The sequence below is a fragment of the Kitasatospora sp. NPDC101176 genome (assembly GCF_044768035.1).
Taxonomy (GTDB): domain Bacteria; phylum Actinomycetota; class Actinomycetes; order Streptomycetales; family Streptomycetaceae; genus Kitasatospora.
The window spans coordinates 1-23,173 of record NZ_JBIWPA010000008.1 but is presented as its reverse complement, the minus strand read 5'-3'; the positions used below and the strand labels follow the sequence as shown (position 1 = coordinate 23,173).

19 protein-coding genes, 1 rRNA gene and 1 riboswitch are annotated in these 23,173 nt (G+C 72.7%); of the genes, 5 read left to right on the top strand and 15 right to left on the bottom strand.

The features are described from left to right. Window positions 1-94 precede the first annotated feature (94 nt). Window positions 95-628: an HAD domain-containing protein gene (locus ACIRS1_RS14295; protein ID WP_402839310.1), complete on the top strand. Its 534-nt coding sequence runs from the start codon at window positions 95-97 to the stop codon at window positions 626-628. On the opposite strand, the gene ACIRS1_RS14290 is transcribed toward ACIRS1_RS14295, so the two are convergent. Together ACIRS1_RS14290 and ACIRS1_RS14285 are read right to left on the bottom strand one after the other, a co-directional pair. After that, window positions 606-1,394: a CPBP family intramembrane glutamic endopeptidase gene (locus ACIRS1_RS14290; RefSeq protein WP_360220961.1), complete on the bottom strand. Its 789-nt coding sequence runs from the start codon at window positions 1,392-1,394 to the stop codon at window positions 606-608. The two genes, ACIRS1_RS14295 and ACIRS1_RS14290, sit on opposite strands and share 23 nt — an antisense overlap. Before the next feature lie 76 nt (window positions 1,395-1,470). Continuing rightward, on the bottom strand, window positions 1,471-2,976 hold the full coding sequence (locus ACIRS1_RS14285; RefSeq protein ID WP_402839308.1) for a glutamate--cysteine ligase: 1,506 nt from the start codon (window positions 2,974-2,976) through the stop codon (window positions 1,471-1,473). A 369-nt stretch (window positions 2,977-3,345) separates the two neighbouring features. Here ACIRS1_RS14285 and ACIRS1_RS14280 point away from each other — a divergent pair, with 369 nt between their 5' ends. Next, window positions 3,346-3,915 (top strand): hypothetical protein, encoded by a 570-nt coding sequence (locus ACIRS1_RS14280; RefSeq protein ID WP_402839306.1) that lies wholly within the window; start codon window positions 3,346-3,348, stop codon window positions 3,913-3,915. Between the two features lie 409 nt (window positions 3,916-4,324). Continuing rightward, the gene (locus ACIRS1_RS14275; protein WP_360220953.1) at window positions 4,325-4,516 is read left to right on the top strand and encodes a DUF5999 family protein; all 192 of its coding nucleotides are present in this window, start codon (window positions 4,325-4,327) and stop codon (window positions 4,514-4,516) included. Window positions 4,517-4,621: 105 nt separating this feature from the next. On the opposite strand, the gene gcvP is transcribed toward ACIRS1_RS14275, so the two are convergent. Beyond that, window positions 4,622-7,522 carry an aminomethyl-transferring glycine dehydrogenase gene (gene gcvP / locus ACIRS1_RS14270; protein ID WP_402839304.1) on the bottom strand — a complete coding sequence of 967 codons (2,901 nt, stop codon included), beginning with the start codon at window positions 7,520-7,522 and terminating at the stop codon, window positions 4,622-4,624. Window positions 7,523-7,757: 235 nt separating this feature from the next. Continuing rightward, a riboswitch (glycine riboswitch) is annotated at window positions 7,758-7,861 on the bottom strand. Window positions 7,862-8,084: 223 nt separating this feature from the next. Here gcvP and ACIRS1_RS14265 point away from each other — a divergent pair. Beyond that, complete coding sequence (locus ACIRS1_RS14265; protein WP_402839303.1) at window positions 8,085-9,224, top strand: PRC and DUF2382 domain-containing protein; 1,140 nt, start codon at window positions 8,085-8,087, stop codon at window positions 9,222-9,224. A 234-nt stretch (window positions 9,225-9,458) separates the two neighbouring features. Next, window positions 9,459-10,952, top strand: coding sequence for an MFS transporter (locus ACIRS1_RS14260; protein WP_402839301.1), 1,494 nt, complete (start codon window positions 9,459-9,461; stop codon window positions 10,950-10,952). Window positions 10,953-11,100: 148 nt separating this feature from the next. Here the strand turns inward: ACIRS1_RS14260 and ACIRS1_RS14255 are convergent, their stop codons facing one another. The 12 genes from ACIRS1_RS14255 to rrf all read right to left on the bottom strand — a co-directional run. Then, a complete protein-coding gene (locus ACIRS1_RS14255) occupies window positions 11,101-12,498 on the bottom strand; it encodes a DNA polymerase IV (RefSeq protein WP_402839299.1) in 1,398 nt (465 codons plus the stop codon). 94 nt (window positions 12,499-12,592) lie between these two features. Continuing rightward, window positions 12,593-13,285 (bottom strand): vancomycin high temperature exclusion protein, encoded by a 693-nt coding sequence (locus tag ACIRS1_RS14250; protein WP_402839681.1) that lies wholly within the window; start codon window positions 13,283-13,285, stop codon window positions 12,593-12,595. A 122-nt stretch (window positions 13,286-13,407) separates the two neighbouring features. Continuing rightward, entirely contained in the window at window positions 13,408-14,052 is a 645-nt protein-coding gene (locus tag ACIRS1_RS14245; protein WP_402839297.1) for a MerR family transcriptional regulator, read from the bottom strand. Between the two features lie 237 nt (window positions 14,053-14,289). Beyond that, window positions 14,290-14,766: a bifunctional nuclease family protein gene (locus ACIRS1_RS14240; RefSeq protein WP_030303568.1), complete on the bottom strand. Its 477-nt coding sequence runs from the start codon at window positions 14,764-14,766 to the stop codon at window positions 14,290-14,292. A 99-nt stretch (window positions 14,767-14,865) separates the two neighbouring features. Further along, entirely contained in the window at window positions 14,866-15,561 is a 696-nt protein-coding gene (locus ACIRS1_RS14235; RefSeq protein WP_402839678.1) for a MerR family transcriptional regulator, read from the bottom strand. 179 nt (window positions 15,562-15,740) lie between these two features. Further along, window positions 15,741-16,622, bottom strand: coding sequence for an FHA domain-containing protein (locus tag ACIRS1_RS14230; protein WP_387903827.1), 882 nt, complete (start codon window positions 16,620-16,622; stop codon window positions 15,741-15,743). Between the two features lie 226 nt (window positions 16,623-16,848). Then, window positions 16,849-17,778, bottom strand: coding sequence for a DUF881 domain-containing protein (locus ACIRS1_RS14225; protein WP_402839676.1), 930 nt, complete (start codon window positions 17,776-17,778; stop codon window positions 16,849-16,851). A 364-nt stretch (window positions 17,779-18,142) separates the two neighbouring features. Further along, window positions 18,143-18,475 (bottom strand): small basic family protein, encoded by a 333-nt coding sequence (locus ACIRS1_RS14220; RefSeq protein ID WP_030062488.1) that lies wholly within the window; start codon window positions 18,473-18,475, stop codon window positions 18,143-18,145. Further along, entirely contained in the window at window positions 18,472-19,581 is a 1,110-nt protein-coding gene (locus tag ACIRS1_RS14215) for a DUF881 domain-containing protein (protein ID WP_402839295.1), read from the bottom strand. Before ACIRS1_RS14215 ends, ACIRS1_RS14220 begins: the two co-directional genes overlap by 4 nt. A gap of 170 nt (window positions 19,582-19,751) precedes the next feature. Next, window positions 19,752-22,247 carry a mannose-1-phosphate guanyltransferase gene (locus ACIRS1_RS14210; RefSeq protein ID WP_360223041.1) on the bottom strand — a complete coding sequence of 832 codons (2,496 nt, stop codon included), beginning with the start codon at window positions 22,245-22,247 and terminating at the stop codon, window positions 19,752-19,754. A 124-nt stretch (window positions 22,248-22,371) separates the two neighbouring features. Beyond that, a complete protein-coding gene (locus tag ACIRS1_RS14205) occupies window positions 22,372-22,992 on the bottom strand; it encodes a CDP-alcohol phosphatidyltransferase family protein (protein ID WP_360223038.1) in 621 nt (206 codons plus the stop codon). A gap of 98 nt (window positions 22,993-23,090) precedes the next feature. Then, window positions 23,091-23,173, bottom strand: a 5S ribosomal RNA gene (gene rrf, locus ACIRS1_RS14200); the annotation flags it as partial.

The following is a 23,173-nucleotide window of genomic DNA, read 5'->3' as shown; positions in this document are numbered from 1 at the left end:
CGTGCGCCCCGCGTGCGCCCGCCCGTACGCAACCAGCGGTGCCCCCGGCTCGTCCGACCGGTCAAGCAACGCCATCGCCTTTGGGGGGCCACCGGTGCCGAAGCCACTGCTGTTCCTGGACGTCGACGGGGTGCTGAACCCGGTCTGCCCGCACCCGGACGCCGGATTCGACACCCACACCCTGCTCGGCTACTCGGTGCTCCTGTCGGAGCGGCACGGCGCCTGGCTGCGCGAGCTGGCCGGCAGCTACGAGCTCGTCTGGGCGACGACCTGGGAGGAGCACGCCAACACCCACGTCGCCCCGGCCATCGGCCTGCCCGAGCTCCCGCTGGTCCGCTTCACCGGCGACGTCCCGCAACCGGGTGACCCGCGCGTCCCGCTGATGGAGCTGCTCTCGGCCCGCAAGTGGGCCCCGCTGCTGCGCTACGCGGCGGGCCGCCCGTTCGCCTGGGTGGACGACGTCATCCCGCCGCGGCTGGTCCGCCGCGCGCTCTGGCGCCGGGACCGCCTGCTGCTGCCGATCGACCCGGGCCAGGGGCTGGAGCGCCGGCACGTCGACCGGCTGCTCGCCCGCCCGCCGCGCCCGCTGGCGGCCCGCCACCCGCTCAGGGGGTCGGCAGCCAGCTGACGTGCCCCGCCAGCAGCGCGTAGCCGACGAAGGCTACCGTGTCGATCAGCGCGTGCGCCGCCACCAGCGGCATCACCCGCCCCCACCGCCGGTACAGCAGGCAGAACACCGCCCCCATCACCATGTTGCCGACCAGCCCGCCGACCCCCTGGTACAGGTGGTACGACCCGCGCAGCACCGAGCTGGCCGCCACCGCCGCCGGCCAGGACCATCCCCGCTGACCCAGCCGGCGCAGCAGGTACCCGAGGACGACGACCTCCTCGAGGACGGCGTTCTGCCAGGCGGAGAGCAGCAGCACCGGCACCCGCCACCACACGTCCGGCAGCCCGGAGGGCGCCACCGTCAGGTTGTACCCGGCCGCCTGCGCGCCCAGGTACAGCGCCAGTCCGGAGCCGCCGATCACCGCCGCCACGGCGGCGCCCCGGCCGAGGTCTCGCAGCTTCTGCCCGAGGTCGAAGCCCAGGATCCGCAGCGAGACGCCCTCGCGCACCAGCAGGTAGCCGACCAGCACCACCGGCATCAGGCCGCGCCCGATGTAGTACAGCTGCCACACCAGGTCCAACCAGGGCCGCCCGGGCGCGCGCGAGCCGTTGAGCGTGGCGACCTGCTGGCCGAGCGTGAGGGGTTCGGTGAGCGAGCCGGCGAAGCTGATCAGCGCACTGACGCCGCTGGCCCCGAGCGAGAGGCCGAGGACGATCAGCAGTTCCGCACCGAGCAGCCGGCGCGTGGGCCGATCGGTCTCCGGCGCGGTCGGGACGGTGGTCACGGGGGCTCCAGCGGGGCGGGCGGCGCTCCGGCCGTCGGCCGACCGCCGGAGCGATCATCCTGACACAGCCGGACGGTCAGCCGACCGGCCAGGTGTGCACCGGCTCGCCGCCCCGCATGTGCTCGACGTAGCGCCTGGTCATCGCGGCCAGCGCGGCCGACCGGTCCATCCCGTACTGCTCGCGCAGCCGGTGGAAGGTGGCGCTCTGCCAGGAGGCGCCGTTGGTGCGGCGCAGGCAGCGCTGCTCGATGATCCCCAGGTAGCGGTCCCGGTCGGCGGGTTCCACGCCCCACTCGTCCAGCCCCTGGTGGGCCATCGGGAGCAGCTCGTTGAGCACCAGGTCGACGGCGGACACCGTGGTCAGCCCGCCGCCGCGGCCGGCCCGGCCCGGGCGCGGCCAGTGGAACACCGCGTCGATGCCGTACCGGGCGCCCTGCCGGAAGTTCTCCTCCGCCCGTTCGAACGGCAGCCGGGTCCAGACCGGCCGGGACTGCTCGGCGAGCACCCGCACCAGCCCGTAGTAGAAGGCGGCGTTGGCGAGGGTGTCGGCCACCGTCGGGCCGGCGGGCAGCGCCCGGTTCTCCACCCGCAGGTGCGCCACCCCGCCGGCGACGTCGTACACCGGCCGGTTCCAGCGGTAGATCGTGCCGTTGTGCAGCCGCATCTCGGCGAGCCGGGGCGCGCCGCCGGAGGCGAGCACCTTCAACGGGTCCTCGTCGTCGCAGATCGGCAGCAGCGCCGGGAAGTACCGCAGGTTCTCCTCGAACAGGTCGTACGCGGAGTCCACCCAGCGCTCGCCGAACCAGGTGATCGGGCGCACGCCCTGGGCCTTGAGCTCCGCCGTACGGGTGTCACAGGCCTGCTGGAAGAGCACCGGACGGGTCTCCCGCCACAGCTCCCGCCCGAACAGGAACGGCGAGTTGGCGCCGAGCGCGAGCTGCGGCCCGCAGATCGCCTGGGCCGCGTTCCACACCGAGGAGAAGCGCTCCGGGGTCACCTGCAGGTGCAGTTGCAGCGAGGTCGCCGCCGCCTCGGCCACCATGGTGATGGTCTCCAGCTGGAGGTGCTCGACCCCCTCGATGTCCAGGGCGATGTCCTCGCCGCGGGCGGCCAGGATCTGGTCGCTGAGCAGGCTGTAGCGCGGGTTGTGGGAGATCGCGTCCAGCCCGGTGTGGCCGTGTTCCAGCGTCGGCAGGATGCCCACCATGACGATCCGGGCGCCGGCCTCCGCGGCCCGCCGGTCGGCGTAGCGCAGCCCGGTGTCGATCTCCTCGCGCAGCTCCTCGAAGACGTGCCCGCAGAGCCGGTGCGGGACGATGTTGACCTCGACGTTGAACTGCCCGAGCTCGGTCTGGAAGTCGCTGGAGCCGATCGCGCTCAGCACCTCGGCGTTGCGCAGGGCCGGCAGGCCCTCCTCGTCGGCCAGGTTGAGCTCGATCTCCAGTCCCATCACGGCCCGTGGCCGGTCGAAGCGGTCCTCCCGCAGCATCCGCCCCAGCGCGTCGAGACAGGCCTGGAGCTTGCGCCGGTACAGCTGCCGGTCCGCCAGATCGGCCCGAGTCGCCACGACCTTCTCGCCCACGGTCCCCTCCTCCTGAGCCACCGGCCGACCCGACCGTGCAAGCATCATGCCCACCTCGAAGATCGATACCCGAATGCTTGTACTGGCTTGCAATGCAAGGAAACTGACGCGTATTCAGCGAATCTGCCGACTTGCCCGGCGCCACCGCCTGTGATAAACAGGTCACCCTGCGCACCTGTTCGATAGAATTCGCACTGCGCTGCGGCCGGTCCGCTCCCCGCCCCGAGGCCCTCGTCGACGGCGGCGACCGCGCCGGCACCGCGATCATGCACAACCGGACACGGCCGGGTCCCGTCACCGATGACACGCCGCGCCACGCCGGTATGCCGCACTCGCACGCCGATCTCGCACGGAGAGGCGGACCCCGCCATGACTCTGCAGACCCCACAACCCCCGCCGAGCGCGCTGCGCGCCGTCCTGGCCGCGCTCGACTCGGACACGGCGCTGCGCCAACCGGCCGCCGCGGCGCTGCGCCGTCCGATCGGCCCGCTGCTGCCCGCGCACGCGCTCGCCGTCCACGTCCTGGACGGGCCGCGCCCCGAGCTCCCCGCCGCCCGCCGCACGGGCTGGCGCTTCCTGATCAAGGACGGCGCCGAGGTGGCCGCCGCCGCGGAGGTGGTCCAGAGCGTCGAGGGCCACACCTTCTCCCACTTCACCGCCGGCCCCTACCTCGACTCGACGGTCCGGGCGCTGCGCCAGGCCTGGCAGATCGCGCAGGGCTCCCGGGCCCGGCAGCAGCCGCGCCTGCTGACCTTCCCCGGCCAGTACGCGACGGCGCTGTGGCTGCACTGCCCGGACACCGGCCCGGACGCCGACCAGCTGATCCCGCTGGCCCCGGCCCCGCTCGGCGTCACCGCGCACCGCGCCTACCCGGCGGCCGAGCTGCTGCCACTGCTCGCCCGGGCGCCGCTCGCCAAGCCGCTGCTGCTCTCCTCCTGAACGACCGCCGCCACCGCCACCGACGGGCCACCGGGTCAGCGCATCCGGCGGCCCGGCGGCGCGCGCGCCGCCCACACCCTCCCGGACCACCCGGACGAGTCATCCGGGCATGGTCGCCTCGGGCCATGCCCGGACTGACCCGTCGGTGCGCGGATTCCCGCCGGACCCACCTGAACGGGTGATCTATGCCGGGGAGTTGTGGCGCATGTCACGAAATCGCTGCGCGCGCGTCCGCAGATGCCGACACTGGGAACCAGCGTGGAAGGACCACCTGTCCTACCCACTTGAGCGCCGGTCCACACCTGGTCGGTGCGCGGACAGGATCCGGCTACCGCGGCGGCTCCCGACGGCTCCACCGCCGGCGACCGCATCACGGGGGAGGATCGCAGAGCGAAGCGAGGGTACGCGTATGTGCCAGCACCGTCCTGAGTGCCCGTCGGCGGAGTCCGAGGACCGCGAGGCCGCCGTCACGGTGGCCTGCCACCCGGAGCAGGGCTGGAGCCTGCTCTGCAACGGCGTCCTGATGTTCGAGGACACCGGAGAGCTGCTGCCCGACGGCCGGGTGATCGCCCCGCGCCGCGCCGTCGCCCACGCGGCCTGACCGCGCCGGCGGGGGCAGCCGCCGCGGACGACGACGGGCAGGGCCCCGGCGGATCGCTCCGCCGGGGCCCTGCCGTGCGCGTCACCGCGCGGGGTCCGGACCCGGTCAGACGCCGTACTCGTCCAGCGGCGGGCAGGAGCAGACCAGGTTGCGGTCGCCGTACGCGCCGTCGATCCGGCTGACCGGCGGCCAGTACTTGTCCGCCGGGTTCACGCCGGCCGGGAAGACCGCCTCCTGCCGCGAGTAGCCGTGCGCCCAGTCACCGGCCAGGGCGGCGGCGGTGTGCGGGGCGTTGCGCAGCGGGTTGTCCTCGGCGGCCCACTCGCCCGAGCCGACCTTGTCGATCTCGGCCCGGATCTCGATCATCGCGTCGCAGAACCGGTCGATCTCGTGCAGGTCCTCGGACTCGGTCGGCTCGATCATCAGCGTGCCGGCCACCGGGAACGACATCGTCGGCGCGTGGAAGCCGTAGTCGATCAGGCGCTTGGCGATGTCGTCCACCGTCACGCCCGTCTCCTTGGTCAGCGGGCGCAGGTCGATGATGCACTCGTGCGCGACCAGCCCGCCGGGGCCGGTGTAGAGCACCGGGAAGTGCGGGGCCAGCCGCTTGGCGATGTAGTTGGCGTTCAGCACCGCGACCTGGGTCGCGCGCTTGAGGCCCTCGCCGCCCATCAGCCGGACGTACGCCCAGGAGATCGGGAGGATGGCCGCCGAGCCCCACGGCGCCGCCGAGATCGGGCCGACGCCGGTGGCCGGGCCGGCCTCCTCCTGGAGCGGGTGGTTCGGCAGGTACGGCGCCAGGTGGGCGCGCACCGCGACGGGGCCGACGCCCGGGCCGCCACCGCCGTGCGGGATGCAGAAGGTCTTGTGCAGGTTCAGGTGCGAGACGTCCGCGCCGAACTTGCCCGGCTTGGCGAGGCCGACCAGCGCGTTCAGGTTGGCACCGTCCACGTACACCTGGCCGCCGGCCTCGTGCACCAGGGCACAGATGGTGGTGATCTCGGTCTCGTACACGCCGTGGGTGGACGGGTAGGTGACCATCAGCACGGCGAGGCTGTCGCGGTGCTGCTCGATCTTGGCCTTCAGGTCGTCGACGTCGACGTCGCCGTCGACCAGGGTCTTCACCACGACCACGCGCATGCCGGCCATCACGGCCGAGGCCGCGTTGGTGCCGTGCGCGGAGGAGGGGATCAGGCAGACGTCGCGCTGGGTGTCGCCGTTGGCCTGGTGGTAGGCGCGGACGGCCAGCAGGCCGGCCAGCTCGCCCTGCGAGCCCGCGTTCGGCTGGATCGAGACGGCGTCGTAGCCGGTCACCTCGACCAGCTGCTGCTCCAGCTGGCGGATCAGGGTGAGGTAGCCCTGGGCCTGCTCGATCGGCGCGAAGGGGTGCAGCTGGCCGAACTCCGGCCAGGTCACCGCCTCCATCTCGGTGGTCGCGTTGAGCTTCATGGTGCAGGAGCCCAGCGGGATCATGCCGCGGTCCAGCGCGTAGTCCCGGTCCGACAGGCGGCGCAGGTAGCGCAGCATGGCGGTCTCCGAGCGGTGGCTGTGGAAGACCGGGTGGGTCAGGTACTCGTCCTCGCGCAGCAGCGCGGCCGGCAGCGCGTCGGCGGCCTCGGCGACCTCGACCGCGGGGACGCCGAAGGCGGCCCAGACACCGGCCAGGTGCTCGCGGGTGGTGGTCTCGTCGGTGGAGACCGAGATCCGGTCCGCACCGTCCTGGTACACGTTGACGCCGTTGGCGCGGGCGGCCGCGGCGATCTCGGCGGCCCGGCCCGGGACGACGGCGGTGACGGTGTCGAAGAACTCGCCGTGCAGCAGCTCGACGCCGCCGGCGCGCAGGCCCTCGGCGAGGGCGGCGGCGTAGCGGTGGGTGCGGCGGGCGATGTCGGCCAGGCCGTCCGGACCGTGGTACACGGCGTACATGGAGGCCATCACGGCGAGCAGCACCTGGGCGGTGCAGATGTTGCTGGTGGCCTTCTCGCGGCGGATGTGCTGCTCGCGGGTCTGCAGCGCCAGGCGGTAGGCGCGGTTGCCGTCGGAGTCGACCGAGACGCCCACCAGGCGGCCGGGCAGCGAGCGGGCGTACTCCGCGCGCACCGACAGGTAGCCGGCGTGCGGACCGCCGAAGCCCATCGGCACGCCGAAGCGCTGCGAGGTGCCGCAGGCGATGTCGGCGCCGAGCGAGCCCGGGGACTTGAGCAGGGTGAGCGCCAGCAGGTCGGCGGCGACGGCGACGATCGCGCCCAGGCCGTGCGCCTGCTCGACGAGCGGGGTGAGGTCGCGGACCACGCCGGTGGCGCCCGGGTACTGGAGCAGGACGCCGAAGACGCCGCGCTCGACGATCTCGGCCGGGATGCCGGCGGACAGGTCGGCGACGACGACCTCGACACCGGTCGGCTCCGCGCGGGTCTGGATCACCGCGACGGTCTGCGGCAGGGTCTCGGCGTCGACCAGGAAGACGCCGCCCTTGACCTTGGTGACGCGGCGGGCCAGTGCCATCGCCTCGGCGGCCGCGGTGCCCTCGTCGAGCAGCGAGGAGCCGGAGGTCGGCAGGCCGGTCAGGTCGGAGACCAGGGTCTGGAAGTTGAGCAGCGCCTCCAGGCGGCCCTGGGAGATCTCCGGCTGGTACGGCGTGTAGGCGGTGTACCAGGCCGGGTTCTCCATGACGTTGCGCAGGATCACCGGCGGGGTGAAGGTGCCGTAGTAGCCCAGGCCGATCATCGGCTGGAGCACCTGGTTGCGGCCGGCCAGCTCGCGCAGCTCGGCGAGGACCTGCGCCTCGCTGCGGCCCGCGGGCAGGTCCAGGGCGGTGATGGAGCGGATCGCCTCGGGAACGGCGGTGTCGGCGAGCTCGGCGAGCGAGCCGTAGCCGATGGACGCCAGCATCTTCTCCTGCGCGGCGGCGTCGGGGCCGATGTGGCGGTTCTCGAAGGGGCTGGCCAGCTCAAGCTCGGTGAGGGTCGAGGCGCCGGTGGGGCGTCCCGCGTTCGGCTGGGCGTTCATGTGGTCGAGGCCTCCTGGTCACGGACCGGCGGGGGTACGCACGCCGGCGGGCCTACCCCGCTGCGGGCAGCGGAGCGACTTGGGCGGACGAACCCGACAGGCCTCCCCCTCTGTCATCGGGACCTGAGAGCTTCGCCCGCACGACACGCGGTGGCGCGCCGTCGGCTTGCACCGTCGGTGAGGGTGGTGTCGCCGGCTCACGTGCCGACGCTCCTGCCCTGCTTTCCAGAGTGACCTATCCCGCACGGTACGGATGCCTGAGAGATTCCGGGGAGGAGTTGCTCCTTCGGCGCCCCGACCAGCGGATTCCGCCGGCGGGGACTCTCCCGAGCGGGCTCGGCGGTCGCGGCCCAGGGTACCAGCGGGAGGCCGTCCGATCACGGGTGCGTCAGGTCACCCGAGGTCTACGCGCGTACCCCGGACGGCCCAACGCGCAGCCCGTCCGGCGGCGCACCGGTCGCGCCCGCCCGGTTCATGGCTTTTGGTGTGAAGTGGCGGACGGGACGGGTGCTCCGACGCCGTCCTGCGGGAGTTCCGCAGGTGCAGCGCACTGGAGGAAAGAGTGCAAACCGACATCGACCCCCGGGACCTCATCGGCCACAAGGCGGTCGACCGCAACGGGGACAAGATCGGCACGGTCGACGAGGTCTACCTGGACGACGCGACCGGCCAGCCGGAGTGGGCGGCCGTCCGGACCGGCATCTTCGGCCGGGACGCCTTCGTTCCGCTGACCACGAGCGAGTTCTCCGGCGAGGAGCTCCGGGTCCCGTACGACAAGTCGCTGGTCAAGGACTCGCCGGACTTCGGCGTCGGCCAGCACCTCTCGCCCGCCCAGGAGCTCCAGCTCTACCGCTACTACGGCCTCGACACCCCCGTCGAGGGCGGGTCGGCCAACGGGTCGGGCGACCGGCCCGCGCAGCCCGACCTCGACTTCGGCTCCACCCCGGCGGCCGAGCCCGCGAAGGCCGCCGCCCTCCTCTCCCCCGCCCCCACTCCCTCCCCGACCACCGCCACGAGCACCAGCACCGCCCCGGAGGCCAGCGTGCGCACTCTCAGCACCCTCGCGCCCGTCGCCGCCGCCGCGGCGGCGGCACCCGTCGTCGAGCCGAAGCCGCAGGTCGTCCCGCCCGCGACCACCCCAGCCCCCGGGGCGGACGCCCCGTCGTCCTCCTCCCCCAGCGGCCCGCTGGAGATCACCTGCCGCGAGGAGCGCCTGGACATCACCACCGAGTGGCACGTCCTGGGCACCGCGAAGCTGCGCAAGTACGTGACCAGCGAGCCGGTCGAGCGCCGCGTCCCGGTGGTGCGCGAGCGGGTCCGGGTGGAGCGGATGCCGGTGAGCGACGCCGAGCGCGCCTCGCTGACCGAGAAGGACATCGCCGAGGCGGTGGAGGAGGTCACCCTGCGCGAGGAGCGCCCGGTGGTCCGCAAGTACCTCGCCCCGATCGAGCGGGTCCGCCTGGTGGTCGAGCGCTACACCGCCGAGGAGGTGGTCACGGACGAGCTGCGGCGCGAGCACGTCGAGGTCCACGACGAGACCTCGGCTCCCGGCGCCCCCGGGTCCTCCTCCCAGAGCCCGGACCACACCCCGGACCACAACCCGGACCACAACCCGGGCCAGAGCCCGGCCCACGCTCCGACTCCCGGCTCCGCCCCGGCTGCCGACAACGGCCGCCCCGCGGCCCTGCGCCCGCTGTCCTGACGCCGCCCCGACGCCGCTCCGACGGGCTCCACCAGCCCTCCTGACCCGCTCCACCAGGCCCCCGGACCCTCGGTCCGGGGGCCTCGCGCTGCGCCCGGACGGCACCCCTCGGCCCGCCGCCGGCACCGGGATCCTTCGACTTTGCCAAAGCTTCACCGATCGATATTTGACACTCTGAAGTATCTCCCGGCATGGTTACTTCAGTTCATTCACTATGTACGGGAGGAAGCAACCGTGAGTGAGGCACCCCAGCCCACCATCGCGGCCGAGAAGCAGAGCAGCGCCCGGGTCCTGCCGGCCCTCATCCTGGCGATGCTGTCGTTCAGCGTGGTGCAGACCGCGGTCGTCCCGATCCTGCCCTCGCTGGCCAAGGAACTGAACGTCTCCGCGTCCAGCATCACCTGGCTGATGACCGCCAACCTGCTCTCCGCCGCCGTGCTGACTCCCCTGCTGGGCCGCTTCGGCGACCTCCGGGGCCGCAAGCCGATGCTGCTCATCTCGCTGGCGGGTCTGGTCGCCGGTTCGGCGCTGGCGGTCAGCACCCACTCGTTCACCTGGCTGGTCGTCGCCCGTGTCCTGCAGGGCGCCGGCGGTGGCGTGCTCCCGCTGGCGATCAGCATCGTCCGCGACGAGCTGCCCAAGCAGAAGGTGACCGGCGGCGTCGCCGCCATCAGCGCCTCGATGGGCGTCGGCTCCGGCCTCGGCCTGGTGGCCACCGGTCTCCTGCTGGAGCACTGGAGCTACAAGTCGATCTTCTGGATGGGTCTGGCCTTCGGCCTGCTCGCCGTCCTGCTGGTCGCCCTGCGCGTCCCGTCCGACCCGGTCACCGACAAGGACGGCGGCGCCGACCCGCTCGGCGCCCTCACCCTGGCCGGCTGGCTCTCCGCGCTGCTGGTCGCGGTCAGCCAGGGCAACCACTGGGGCTGGACCTCCACCAAGACCCTCGGCCTGTTCGCCGTGGCCGCCGTCGTCGCCCTGATCTGGGGCGTCATCGAGACCAAGGTCGCCCACCCGCTGGTCGACATGCGGATGATGTCCCGCCCGGCCGTCGCCTTCACCAACCTGGCCGGCCTGCTGATCGGCTTCGGCATGTACGGCTCGTTCATGGTGATCAGCAACTTCGCCCAGACCCCGGAGAAGCTCACCCACTACGGCTTCACCGCGACCGTCCTGCACGCCGGCGTGATGCTACTGCCGTCCGCCATCGGCTCGATGGTGGCCGCCCCGCTCGGCGCGATGCTGATCGCCCGCCGCGGCCCGCGCCTGCCGCTGGTCCTCGGTGGCGTCCTCGGTGGTGTCGCGATGGCCTACCTGGCCCTGCGGCACAGCAGCGAGGGTGACATCTACACCGCCTCGGCGATCTTCGGTCTGGGCATCGGCCTGGCCTTCTCCGCGATGCCGGCCTACATCAACGGCGCCGTCCCGGTGGAGCAGAGCGGCATCGCCAACGGCATGAACGCCGTGCTGCGCACCGTCGGCGGTGCGATCGGCACCGCCGTGATGGCCGCCATCCTGACCGGCGACACCATGAAGCTGCCCCCGCAGATCCCGCTGACGCTGCCCACCCTGGACGCCTACAAGCACGCGTTCTGGGCCGCGGCCGTGGTCTGCGCCGTCGCCGGCGCCGTCCCCTTCCTGATCCGCACCGTCAAGCCGGCCGCCACCGTCGCCCAGGGCGGCGCGGCCGACCAGAACGCCGGCCCCGAGCTGGTGAAGACCGACGCCTGACGAGGCGTCCGACCCCCGCGCCCCGGGACAGGGCGCGGGGGCCCGGCCCCCGGCCGGTCGTGAGGGCATCACGACCGCACCGGGGTCCGGCACGGTAATGCGGCCCCACCCGGTACTCCCCCTGGACCGGGTGGGGCCGCTTCGCGTCTCACCGCCCGGCCGGGCCCGGCTCCCCCGCCGTCTCCTCGCCGCCCCCGCGCAACGGCAGCGGCCGGGCCGGCTCCAGCGCCGGATCGTCCACCGCGAAGGTCCGGATCCGCCCCGGCCCGCTCCACGGCGTCTCGAACCGCACGGTGACCCGCCCGACGCCGCTGCCCTGCACCCACCCGGGCCCCAGCTCCGCGTGCCGGACGTCCTGCCCGGGCAGCCAGCGCCGCAGGACGGCCGTCGCCGGCTCCTCCTCGGCCTCCCCCTCCGCCGCCTCCGGGTGCTCCGCGGCCTCCTCCCGGAGGGCCTGCGCGAAGAGGTCCTCCTGGGTGTAGTCGGCCAGTTGGGCGACGCCCACGCCGAGCAGCCGGATCCCGCCCGTGATGTCCACCTGGGCCGCCAGCCGGCGCGCCGTCTCGGTGATCACCGCCTCGTCGTCCGTGGGCCCGCGCAGCGTCTCCGACCGGGTCAGCGTCGAGAAGTCGAACCGCCGGACCTTCAGCACCACCGTCCGCCCGGAGCGCCCGGCCGCGCGCAGCCGCCGGACGCACCGGGCGGCCAGCACCTCCACCTCGCGCAGCACCCGGTCCCGGTCGGCGAGGTCCACCTCGAAGGTGTCCTCCACGGAGACGGACTTGGCGTCCTGGTCGGCCACCACCGGGCGCTCGTCCAGCCCTATGGACATCTGGAACACCCCCGCGCCGTGCGAGCGCCCGAGCAGCTGGACGAGCTCGCTCTCGCCGGCCTCGGCCAGGTCGGCCACCGTGCTCAGCCCGGCCCGCCGCAGCACCTGCTCGGTGGCCGGCCCGATCCCCGGCAGCGCCCGGACGGGCATCGGGCCGAGGACGGCGCGCTCCTGCCCGGGCTCGACCAGCACCAGCCCGTCCGGCTTCGCCTGCTCGGAGGCGATCTTCGCCATCAGCTTGGACCCGGCCGCCCCCACCGAAGCGGTCAGCCCGGTGCGCTCGAGGATGTCGGCCCGCAGGTCCTCCGCCAGGGCGAGCACCAGCCGCTCCCCCGTCCCGTGGTCGGCCTCGGCCAGCACCGGACCGTACGGGCCGGCCTCCAGGTCGACGAACGCCTCGTCCAGGCTGAGCGGCTGCACCAGCGGCGACAGCTCCCGCAGCAGGCCCATCACGATCTCGCTGACCTGCCGGTAGGCCTCGAACCGCCCGGCCAGGAAGGCCGCGTTGGGGCAGAGCCGGCGCGCCTGCGCCATCGGCATGGCCGAGTGGACCCCGAACCTGCGCGCCTCGTAGGAGGCTGTGGAGACCACCCCGCGCCCGCCGAGCCCGCCGACGATCACCGGCTTCCCGCGCAGGCTCGGCTTGGCCGCCTGCTCCACCGCCGCGAAGAAGGCGTCCATGTCGAGGTGGATGATGCTCGGCAGTGATCGCACCCGCCGATCATCGCCCACGGGTCCGACAGTGCGTACGAACCCGGCCGACGCCCCCGCCGCCGGGCCCGCCGGGCTCCGGGCCCGGCGGAGCGGCCTACCGCCGGGCGGCGTCCGCCAGGGCCCTCGGGATGCCCTCCTCGCGGGGCCCGAGGAAGACCGGGTCCGGCCGCAGCCAGGCGTTGACCGCCGCCTTGCCGGCCCCCGGGACCTCCCGCAGCCCGCCGTACAGCCAGGTGACGTCGTGCGGCTCCGGCACCGCGACGGCGTGCGCGTCGATGCCCGCGGCCGCGCAGAGCGCCAGCGCCCGGCGGACGTGGAAGTCCTGGCTGACCAGCACCGCCCGGTCCACCCCGAACACCCGCCGCGCGCGGGTGCAGGAGTCCCAGGTGTCGAAGCCCGCGTAGTCGCCCACCACCCGCACCTCGGGCACGCCGTGCTCGATCAGGTACCGCCGCATCGCGTCCGGCTCGTCGTAGCTGTCCCGCCCGTTGTCCCCGGTGACCAGGATCGCCTGCACCTTCCCGGCCCGGTACAGGTCCAGTGCCGCGACCAGCCGGTGCTCCAGGTACGGGGACGGCCTGCCGTCGTCCAGCCCGGCGCCGAAGACCACCGCGACCGGCGCCGCCGGCACGCTCTCCACCGTGCCCACCCGGTCGCCCGCCGAGACCCACAGCCAGGCGCTCGGCGCGAGCGCCAGGGAGCAGAGCACAGTCCCCAGTTGGAAGGCCCTGCGCTGCGCGGGCCGCTGCCGCAGTGCGGCCACCAGCCGCCCGCCCCGCCGTCTCAGCCGGTCCGTCACCGCGCCGCCGAACCCCACGTGCCCTCCCTCGGTCTCGTCACCGGGCGAAACGACGAGGCCGTGGGCCCGAACGGTTCCCGTCCGGGCCCACGGCCTCGTCAGATCGTCGGTCAGACCGCCCGGTTGCGGCGCTGCGCCAGCTCGTCCCCCGGGTCGTGGCCGACCACCGTCTCGCCGGTGTCGGTGCGTTCGGCGTGCAGCCGCGCGACCACCCGCTCCAGCTCCTGCCAGACCGCTCCGACCGCGATGCCGAACACCCCCTGACCGCCCTTCAGCAGGTCGACCACCTGCTGCGGCGTGGTGCACTCGTACACCGTCGCGCCGTCGCACAGCAGCGTCATCCCGGCCAGGTCACCCTGCTCGGCGGCCTGCAGATGGGCGACGGCCACCCGGATGTTCTGCAACGAGACGCCCGCGTCGAGCAGCCGCTTGACGATCTTCAGCAGCAGGATGTCGCGGAAGCTGTAGAGCCGCTGGCTGGTCGCCGGGTACGCGCTGCGGACGCTGGGCTCCAGCAGTCCGGTACGGGCCCAGTAGTCCAGTTGGCGGTACGTGATGCCGGCCGCCGCACAGGCCGTCGGGCCGCGGTAGCCGATCAGTTCGGACGTCGGAGCCAGCCGCTCGATGGCGGGCTGCCCCGGCTGCACGGCCGGGAACCTGCTCACCCGGGGCAGGTCCGTCACGGTACGAGCGATGCGCGGCAGGTGCACGGCGCACCGGCCTCCCACGGCCGCGTCGTCGCCGGTGCTGCTCATGCCTACCTCCGTCCACTGGTGCTGCGGGCAACCCGAGACTGCGGGCATCGGTCACCCGGACAGCCACTCCTGACGGTAGGCAGTCCCCTATGACCCGTCAACGATCGCCACGCCGGGCCGGACAAACCACGTCACTCAGGAGAGTGGTTTTTCGTGCCCCTAGTGTGGGTAGATGGACGGTTTTTGGCAAAACGACCGGTGCGACGGCTACCTGATCAGTACACCGTCCCGTTCGCGCTACTGCGGGCCGCTGCCCCCGAAGTCCTCGGGCGACACCTGGTCGAGGAACTCGCGGAACTTCTCGACCTCGTCCTCCTGCTCGTCCGGGATCGCGATGCCCGCCTCGGCGAGCACCTCCTCGCTCCCGTAGATCGGCGTCCCGGTGCGCAGCGCCAGCGCTATCGCGTCGGACGGCCGCGCGCTGACCTCGACCCCGCCGGCGAAGACCAGCTCGGCGTAGAAGACGCCCTCCCGCAGGTCGGTGATCCGGACCTCGGTGAGCTGCTGGCCCAGCGCCTCCAGGACGTCCTTGAACAGGTCGTGCGTCAGCGGGCGCACCGGCGTCATGCCCTGCTGGGCGAAGGCGATCGCGGTCGCCTCGCCGGGGCCGATCCAGATCGGCAGGTAACGATCGCCCCCGACCTCCCGAAGCAGCACGATCGGCTGGTTGGAAGGCATCTCCACTCGGACACCCACGACGTCGAGCTCATTCACACAGGCAACCCTATGGCTCCGGTCCCGGATATGAAAGCGCAGGGCCGACGCCGCTGGTCAGGGCGGTGCACCCGGCCGCCTGGCCGGCGGCCCGGGCGGCTACCCGCGCGTGCGCAGACCGGCCTGCACCATCGCCGCGTGGAGCCGGACGGACAGCGTGGCGAGCTCCCTGGCGGTGGCCTCCGCGTGGGCCCTGGTCTGCGGGTTGCGGTGCCGGCGCAGCGGCGCCACCACCTGCTCCACCAGGGCGACCTCGCGGTCCGCGGCCGCCTTCATGGCCCGCAGGTGGCGCGGTTCCAGCCCGAACCGGCCGAGCTCCGCGACCAGCCGGGCGACCTGCAGCGCCTCACCGTCGTACCCGCCGTCCGCACCGGGCGCGACCAGGCCGTAGGACTCCCACTCGGCCAGCTCCCGCTCCCCGGCCTCGGCGGCCGCCAGCAGCTCGGCCCGCCCCAGCCGGACCCCGGACGCCGCGTCGGCGGCGGCGACCAGCTCGCGGTCGGCCTCCTCCAGCGGGCCGGGCCGGGTGTCGGCGGAGGGCGGCAGCGCGGGCGGGGCCTCACCGCGCTCGATCGCGTCCAGGTGCTCGCGGATCACCCGCAGCGGCAGGTAGTGGTCCCGCTGCATGCGCAGGACGTAGGCCAGCCGCTCGACGTCGGCCGGACTGAACTTGCGGTACCCCGAGGGCGTGCGCTGCGGCTCGACCAGCCCCTCCGCCTCCAGGAAGCGGATCTTGGAGATGGTGACCTCGGGGAAGTCGTCGCGCAGGAAGGCCAGCACGGCGCCGATGCTCAGCAGCTCGTCGCCGCCGCGCCGCCGCACCCCCGGCCGGTCCGGGCGGACCGGCTGCCTGGGGCCCGCGACCACCCCGCGCCCGCCGCGGTCCGCCTGCGGACCGGACGACGCGGGGGTGGTCGCCCCGAGAGAAGGTGAGGGGGGATTCGTACTCACTCGGGCTCCTGCCGACGTTGGGTTCAGTACCCCCGGTTGTGGCCGGCGAAGAACACCAGCCGGTACTTCCCGATCTGCACCTCGTCGCCGTTGTTCAGCGACACCTCGTCGATCCGCTCCCGGTTGACGTAGGTGCCGTTGAGGCTGCCCACGTCGGCGACGCTGAAGCCGGCCGGCGTGCGGCGGAACTCCACGTGCCGGCGCGAGACCGTGACGTCGTCCAGGAAGATGTCGCCCTGCGGGTGACGGCCGGCCGTGGTGACGTCCGAGTCCAGCAGGAACCGGCTGCCCGAGTTCGGGCCGCGCTGCACGATCAGCAGGGCCGAGCCCGGCGGGAGCGCGTCGATGGCCGACAGCACCTCGGCCGACAGGGCCGGCGTGGCGCCGGTGCCGGTCGTGGTGTTGGGGTCGTACGACTCCAGGCCCGAGATGGAGATGGTCGACGTGGTCTCCGCCGCCCCCTCGGGGATCAGGCCGCCGCGCAGCGCCGTACCGCAGTTGGAACAGAACCGGGCCGAGGCCGGGTTCTGGTTGCCGCACCTGGGGCACGGAGTCGGGCCAGCCATGTTCACAGCCTCCTGGCGCGGCACACCCGACGGGTTGTGCCCGGCGTACGGATCCGGGGCAAACCCTCCACCAGAGGTTGAGGGTCCCGACTGGAAACCTATGCGCGGGTCGCCGGAAGGGTCAACCGACGCGCCGTAGCCGGCGGGATTCCCCGCGTACTGGGCGGCGCCGCCGTCCCGGAACAGCTGCTGCTCGGCGTACTGCGGCGCCTCGGGGGCAGGCCGCATGCCCGGCACGGCGGGCTCGTCCTCGGGCCGGCGGTGGCGCGCGGTGGGCGCCTCGACGGCGGCCGCGTCGCGGCCCTTGTTGCGACCGAACAACTTCGAGAAGAAACTCACGGGCGAATCCCCTTGCGTGTGACAGACCCGCCCGCGGGGCAGGGTGAGAACCTCGGACAAGCAGCGGGCCCGGTTGCGGTCCGGACCCGCTGGAGCGGTGCTCCGACGGAATGTGCTGCGGTTGGTGCTCCGGTGCGTACTCGTGCGAACCAGTCTCGCCCACGCGACGGCGGCGTCCCGCTCCGGGTGCCGCCCGCACGTGACGGGACGTTCGTCGGGTGCCCCGTCACTTCGAAGCCGGCTTGGCGTACTGCGGCGTCTTCAGATCCACGAGGGCGTCCACGACGACCTTCTGCTGCTGCGCGATCGTCGCCCGGGCCTGGTGGCTCTCCAGGGTGCGGACGACGCCTCCCGGGATGTTCAGCGCGGGCGTCAGGTCCTGCGGGTTCCCCACGACGGTGAACCGATAGGGCTGCGAGACCTTCTTCCCGTCGATCTGCACACCACCGCCCGAGAGGTCGGTGAAGTAGGTGTTGACCACCACGCGCACATCGTTGATCTGAATCGCCTCCGCCCCCGCCGCTCGAAGTTCCTGCAGGGTGTCCAGCAGCATATCTGCCTTCACCTGCCCTTGGGGATCATCGACCGTCAGTACGATGCCCGGACCAGTGGCTTTGACGGTACCGGCGAGCACGCCGAGTTCCGTCGTCTTCTTCCTGGTCTGCTCCTGGGCCTCCTTGGCCTGGTTGGAGCTGTTCTCCAACTTGGCCAGGGACTGCTCCAACTCCGCCTTCTCCTGCTGTAGACGCTGTTGGCGGCTGTCCAGTTCGTCGAGGATCCGGACCAGGTCCTCCTGGCGGGCCCCGCGCAGCTGGCTGTGGTGGTCGTTGGTCGACCGCACCTGGATCGCCAGGGCCAGGCCGAGGGAGAACAGCAGCAGGGCCACCACCAGCTGCCCGCGGGACAGCCTCGGCGGCCACAGCGCCGCCTTCAGGCGCCGCCGCCCGGCGCTGCGGTCCGCGGCGGGCGGCTGATCACTCCCGGCCTCGTCCGCGGCCTCCTGCTCCTGCTCGCACTCCGGAGCCGCCTCGACCACCGGTACGGACGCCGGCTCCCGCTCCGGCTCCACCCCGGACGCGGACACGGCTGCCGGTTGCGGCTTCCGCTCCGCCGGCTTCCGCTCCGCCTCCGGCCGCACCACCTTGGTGAGCTGCAGGGTCGGCTCGGCCACCGCCGCGGCCCCGGGCTCGGGCGCAGGCGTCGCCTCGGCCCCGGTCGCCGCGGGCTCCGTCGGAGCGTCCCCGGCCGGCTCCACCGGCCTGGTCTCCTCCACGCCCTCGACGTCCTCGGCCCGGGCGTCCTCGGCCTCCCCCGCGGGGTCCGCCGGCGCGACCGCGTCCGCCGCCGCAGCGGCCTCCGGGCCCTCCCCGGCCGCCTCGGCGGGCTGCTCGGCGGCCGGCGCGGGAACCCGCTGAACGGCCTTCCCGGGCACCCCCGCCGCGTCCTTCGCCGCGGTCGCCCCGGGCGCCGCCTCCTCGGCCCGTCCGTCCACGTTCTCCTCCGCCGCCGCGCGGCCCGGCTCAGGCACGGAAGACATGGCGCCGGATCGCGGCCGCGTTGGAGAAGATGCGGATGCCGAGGACGACGACCACGCCCGTGGACAGCTGCGAGCCGACGCCCAGCTGGTCACCGAGGAACACGATCAGCGCCGCGACCACCACGTTCGAGAGGAAGGAGACGATGAACACCTTGTCGTTGAAGATCCCGTCCAGCATCGCCCGGACACCACCGAACACGGCGTCCAGCGCCGCCACCACCGCGATCGGCAGGTACGGCACGACGGCGTCCGGCACCTCGGGCTGGACGAAAAGCCCGACGACCACCCCGATCACGAGACCCAGTACGGCAATCACGGTCTAGCTGCTCCTGTCCCTGCGGACGACGACCCTGTGGGGGCCGTCGTGGACGAGTGGGCTGTCGTGGTCTTGGTGGTGGAGCCCGGGGTCCGGCGCGCGGGGCCCGAGGGCGTGCCGGTGCCGCTCGCGGACGGTGGGACGGACGCGCTCGGGCTCTCGGAGGTTCCGGCCGTGGGCGACGGCGTCACGCTCGGCGCGGCCGACGGGCTCGCCGTGGGTGAGGGCTCGGGGGTGACGGGCTGCGCGGTCCGCAGCGAGACGCCCACGGCCGCCGGAAGCGTCAGGCTCTTCTGCGCGGAGAGGGTCGACTTGATGCCGTACTTCTCCTGGAGCAGCCGCAGGTACTGCCCGGCCATGTCGTTCTCGAAGGCGGTGAGGAGCTTCGGGCCGTCCCCGATCGCCTGGATGTTGTACGGCGGGACGAGCGGCCGGTTGTCCACCAGCACCGCCTCGCCCGCGGCCCGGATCGCCGAGAGGGCGGTCAGCCGCTGGCCGTTGATCGCCACCGCCTCCGCCCCGGATCCCCACAGACCGTTCACCACGAGCTGCAGGTCACGGTCCCGCAGCCGGCCGCTGTTGGAGAAGCCCTGCCCGGCCCGCGGGTCGACGTTGCCCCCGCCGCCGGTCCCGGCGGCGTCCTCCAGGACCAGCTTCACCCCCGGTCCCGTCACCTCGCCCAGCCCCACCGCACCCGTCAGCCCGCCGGCGTCGCCGCTCCCCGTGGCGAGCGCCTGCTGCTGCGTGCTCTCGACCTTGCGCCGCAGGTCCTGGACCTGCTGCTGCAGGTGGTCCGCCGAGCCGTTGCTGTCGTTGATCCGGTGGATCAACGCGTCCCGCTCCTTGGCCAGCGTCGGCTCCGCCTTGTGCGCGTTCACCGCACCGACCGTCACCACGGCCCCGACCAGGGCCAGCCCGGCGCCCAGCGTGAGCAGGCCGCGGGCCGTCCTGGGTATCCGGCCGTCGCGGTCGCCGCCGCGGGCCGCGGCCGCCTCGGCGTAGCCCTCGTCGAGGCTGTGGTCCATCACGTTGGTCAGCAGGGACATCGAGGCGTCCGGGCGGTTGTACCGTCCGTTCGGAGCACTCGGCGTCGGCGTCGCTGGCATGCGGACCATCGTCCCACGTCGGAGACGGGCCCCGTGCACGCCCCCTGAGCTGCAAACACGACGCAAAGTGACGGATCGGGCCGAAGGGTGTGAAACGGACAGCGGGGCGCACAGCTTCCGCCGCACGCCCCGCTGGTCAGGACCGTTCCTCGGTCAGACCGGTGTCGTCGTCACCGACCTGCCCCGTCGACCACCGCGGCCCACTCGTCCAGCAGCGCCTCGGTCGCCTCGTCGTCCGGGCCCTCCGCCCACAGGTGGGTGGTCGCCTCGGCGGGGTCCGGCAGCACCAGCGTCCAGCGCCCGTCCGCCTCGACGACGCGGACGCCGTCGGTGGTGTCCAGCCGCCGGCTGCCGGCCGCCTCCACCACCGAACGCATGACCATGCCCTTGGCCGCCCACGGCGTGGCGATGTCCCGGCGGCGGATGTGCGCCTGCGGGATCCGGGCGTCGATCTGGCTCAGCGTGAGCTGGGTGCGCGCCACCAGGCCGACCAGCCGGACGAAGGCCGCGGCCCCGTCCAGCACCCCGCTGAACTCCGGCACCACGAAACCGCCGCGCCCGTCCCCGCCGAACACGGTGCCCTCGGCGGAGGCCGCCTTCGCGAGGTCGTCCGGGGTCGTCGTGGTCCAGATGACCTGGGTGCCGTGGTACGCCGCGACCTGCTCCGCGATCCTGGTGGTCGTCACCGGCAACGCCACCTGACCGCTGCGCCGCTCGGCCGCGACCAGGTCCAGCAGCACCAGCAGGGCCCGGTCGTCGTCGATCACCCGCCCGAGCTCGTCGACGAAGGCGACGCGCTCGCCGACCGGGTCGAAGCGGACGCCGAAGGCCGCCCGGGAGGAGGCCACCAGCTCCCCGAGCCTGGCCAGCCCGGCCCGCCGCTCCTCCGCGTCCTCCGTCGGCCTGGCCTCGTCCAGCCCGCTGGAGACGGTCAGAGCCTCCACCCCGAGCCGCCCGAGGATGCTGGGCAGGACGAGGCCCGCGCTGCCGTGCGCGGTGTCGACGACCACCTTCAGCCCGGCCTCCCGGACGCCCGTGGTGTCCACGGCCCGCAGCAGGTTGCCCGCGTAGGAGTCGAAGACGCTGGACGGGAAGGTGAGGTCGCCGATCTCGCCGGGGAAGGCGCGCCGGTACTCCTGGCGCGCGTACACGCGGTCCAGCTTGCGCTGCCCGGCCTGCGAGAGGTCGGCCCCGCGCTCGTCGAAGAAGAGGATGTCCAGTGAGTCCGGCACCCCCGGTGTGGTCCGCAGGAAGATGCCGCCGGCGCTCCCGCGCGCGGTGTGCTGCCGGGCCACCGGCATCGGCACGTTCTCCAGGTCCCGGACGTCGATCGCGGAGGTCTGGAGCGCCGAGATCATCGCCCGTTTGAGCGCACGCGCACCACGCGAGTGGTCACGCGCGATGGTGACGGTCGCCCCCTTTTTCAGGGTCGTGGCGTACGCGCCGGCCAGCCGCACGGCCAGTTCCGGGGTGATCTCGACGTTCAGGATCCCGGAGACGCCCCGGAGCCCGAAGAGGTGCTCCTGGCCGCGGGACTCCCAGATCACCGAGGTGTTGACCACGGCGCCGGCCTCGATGGTCTTGAACGGGTAGACGCGGACGTTCGCCCCGATGATCGACTCCTCGCCGATCAGGCACTCGTCCCCGATGACCGCGCCGTCCTCGATCCGAGCGGCCCGCATCACGTCGGTGTTCTTGCCCACCACGCAGCCGCGCAGGTTGCTCTGCGGCCCGACGTAGACGTTGTCGTGCACCACCGCCTTGTGGAGGAAGGCGCCGCGCTTGACCACCACGTTGCTGCCGAGCACGGTGTGCTCACGGATCTCCACCCCGGCCTCGACCTTGGCGTAGTCACCGATGTACAGCGGGCCCCGCAGGACGGCCTCCGGGTCCACCTCGGCGCCCTCGGCGACCCAGACCCCCGGGGAGATCTCGAAGCCGTCGATCTCGACGTCCACCTTGCCCTCCAGGACGTCCGCCTGGGCCTTGCCGTAGCTCTCGTGGGTGCCCACGTCCTCCCAGTAGCCCTCGGCGACGTACCCGTAGACCCGCTTGCCCTCCTTCAACAACTGCGGGAAGACGTCGCTCGACCAGTCGACGGACTCACCCGCCGCCACGTAGTCGAAGACCTCGGGTTCCATCACGTAGATACCGGTGTTCACGGTATCGGAGAAGACCTGCCCCCAGGTCGGCTTCTCCAGGAACCGCTCGACGCGTCCGTCGTCATCGGTGATCGTGATTCCGAACTCCAGGGGATTCGGCACCCTGGTGAGACAGACGGTGACCAGTGCGTCCTTACTGCGGTGAAAGTCGATCAATTCGGAGAGATTGAAGTCGGTCAGCGCGTCACCGGAGATCACCAGAAAGGAGTCGTCCTTCAGCGCGTCCTCGGCATTCTTGACACTCCCCGCAGTGCCGAGCGGCGTCTCCTCGTGGGCATAGGTCAGATGCATGCCCAGGTCCTCGCCGTCACCGAAGTAGTTCTTGACCAGTGACGCCAGGAACTGGACGGTGACGACGGTGTCGGAGAGACCGTGCCGCTTCAGCAGCCGGAGCACGTGCTCCATGATCGGCCTATTGGCCACCGGTAGCAGCGGCTTCGGCATGCTCGAGGTCATCGGGCGGAGTCGGGTGCCTTCGCCCCCTGCCATGACTACGGCTTTCATTACGGGTGCGTCCTCCTTCGCGGTGGTGGACCTGCAGGTCCATCAAACCGTTCCAGAGGGATCTCTACCCTGAAGGTATCGTCCGACGCACCGATACGACGTGGGACTTCTCTCAGCCTGTGTCTCAGACTGCGGACGCGGAGCCCGCGGTACTCGCCCGGATGATGCGCCGCGCCTGAACGGCGTAGAGAATACCGGCCCACCAGTACAACGTGGTCCCCCACCAGATGAAGGCCCAGCTGACCACCTCGGCCGGCCGCGCGATCCAGCTGTCCACGCTGCCGAGCAGCAGGAGCGGAAACGCGTACATCAGGTTGAAGGTCGCGGCCTTCCCCAGAAAACTCACCTGCAGCGGTCCGTAGCCGTGCCGGTTCAGAATGGGCAGCAGCGCGGCGATAAACACTTCACGCGCCAGCAGAATCGCCGTGAGCCACCACGGCAGAATCTCACGCCAGGTCAATCCGACCAGGGTGGACAGCACATAGAGCCGGTCCGCCAGCGGATCGAGCAGCTGCCCCACCCGGCTGATCTGCCCCCACCGCCGGGCGAGCTTTCCGTCCAGGTAGTCGCTGATCCCGCTCAACGCCAGGATCAGCAGCGCCCAACCGTCGTTGTTGGGGCCGTCGAAGACCGGCCAGAGAATCAGCCAGAGAAAAAGCGGAACGCCGACCAGCCGGCCCATGCTGAGCAGGTTGGGGATGGTGAGGACGCGATCGGTCTGGACCCGCGTCTCCTGGACCTCCACCCGGGGGCCTCCTGATCCGTGTGACGACACTGCACGTTGACCTTACAACAGAGAAGCCCCCGTCCGGTTCACCCGGCGGGGGCTTCTCTCGAAGAATTGTTCGGCGGCGTCCTACTCTCCCACAGGGTCCCCCCTGCAGTACCATCGGCGCTGTGAGGCTTAGCTTCCGGGTTCGGAATGT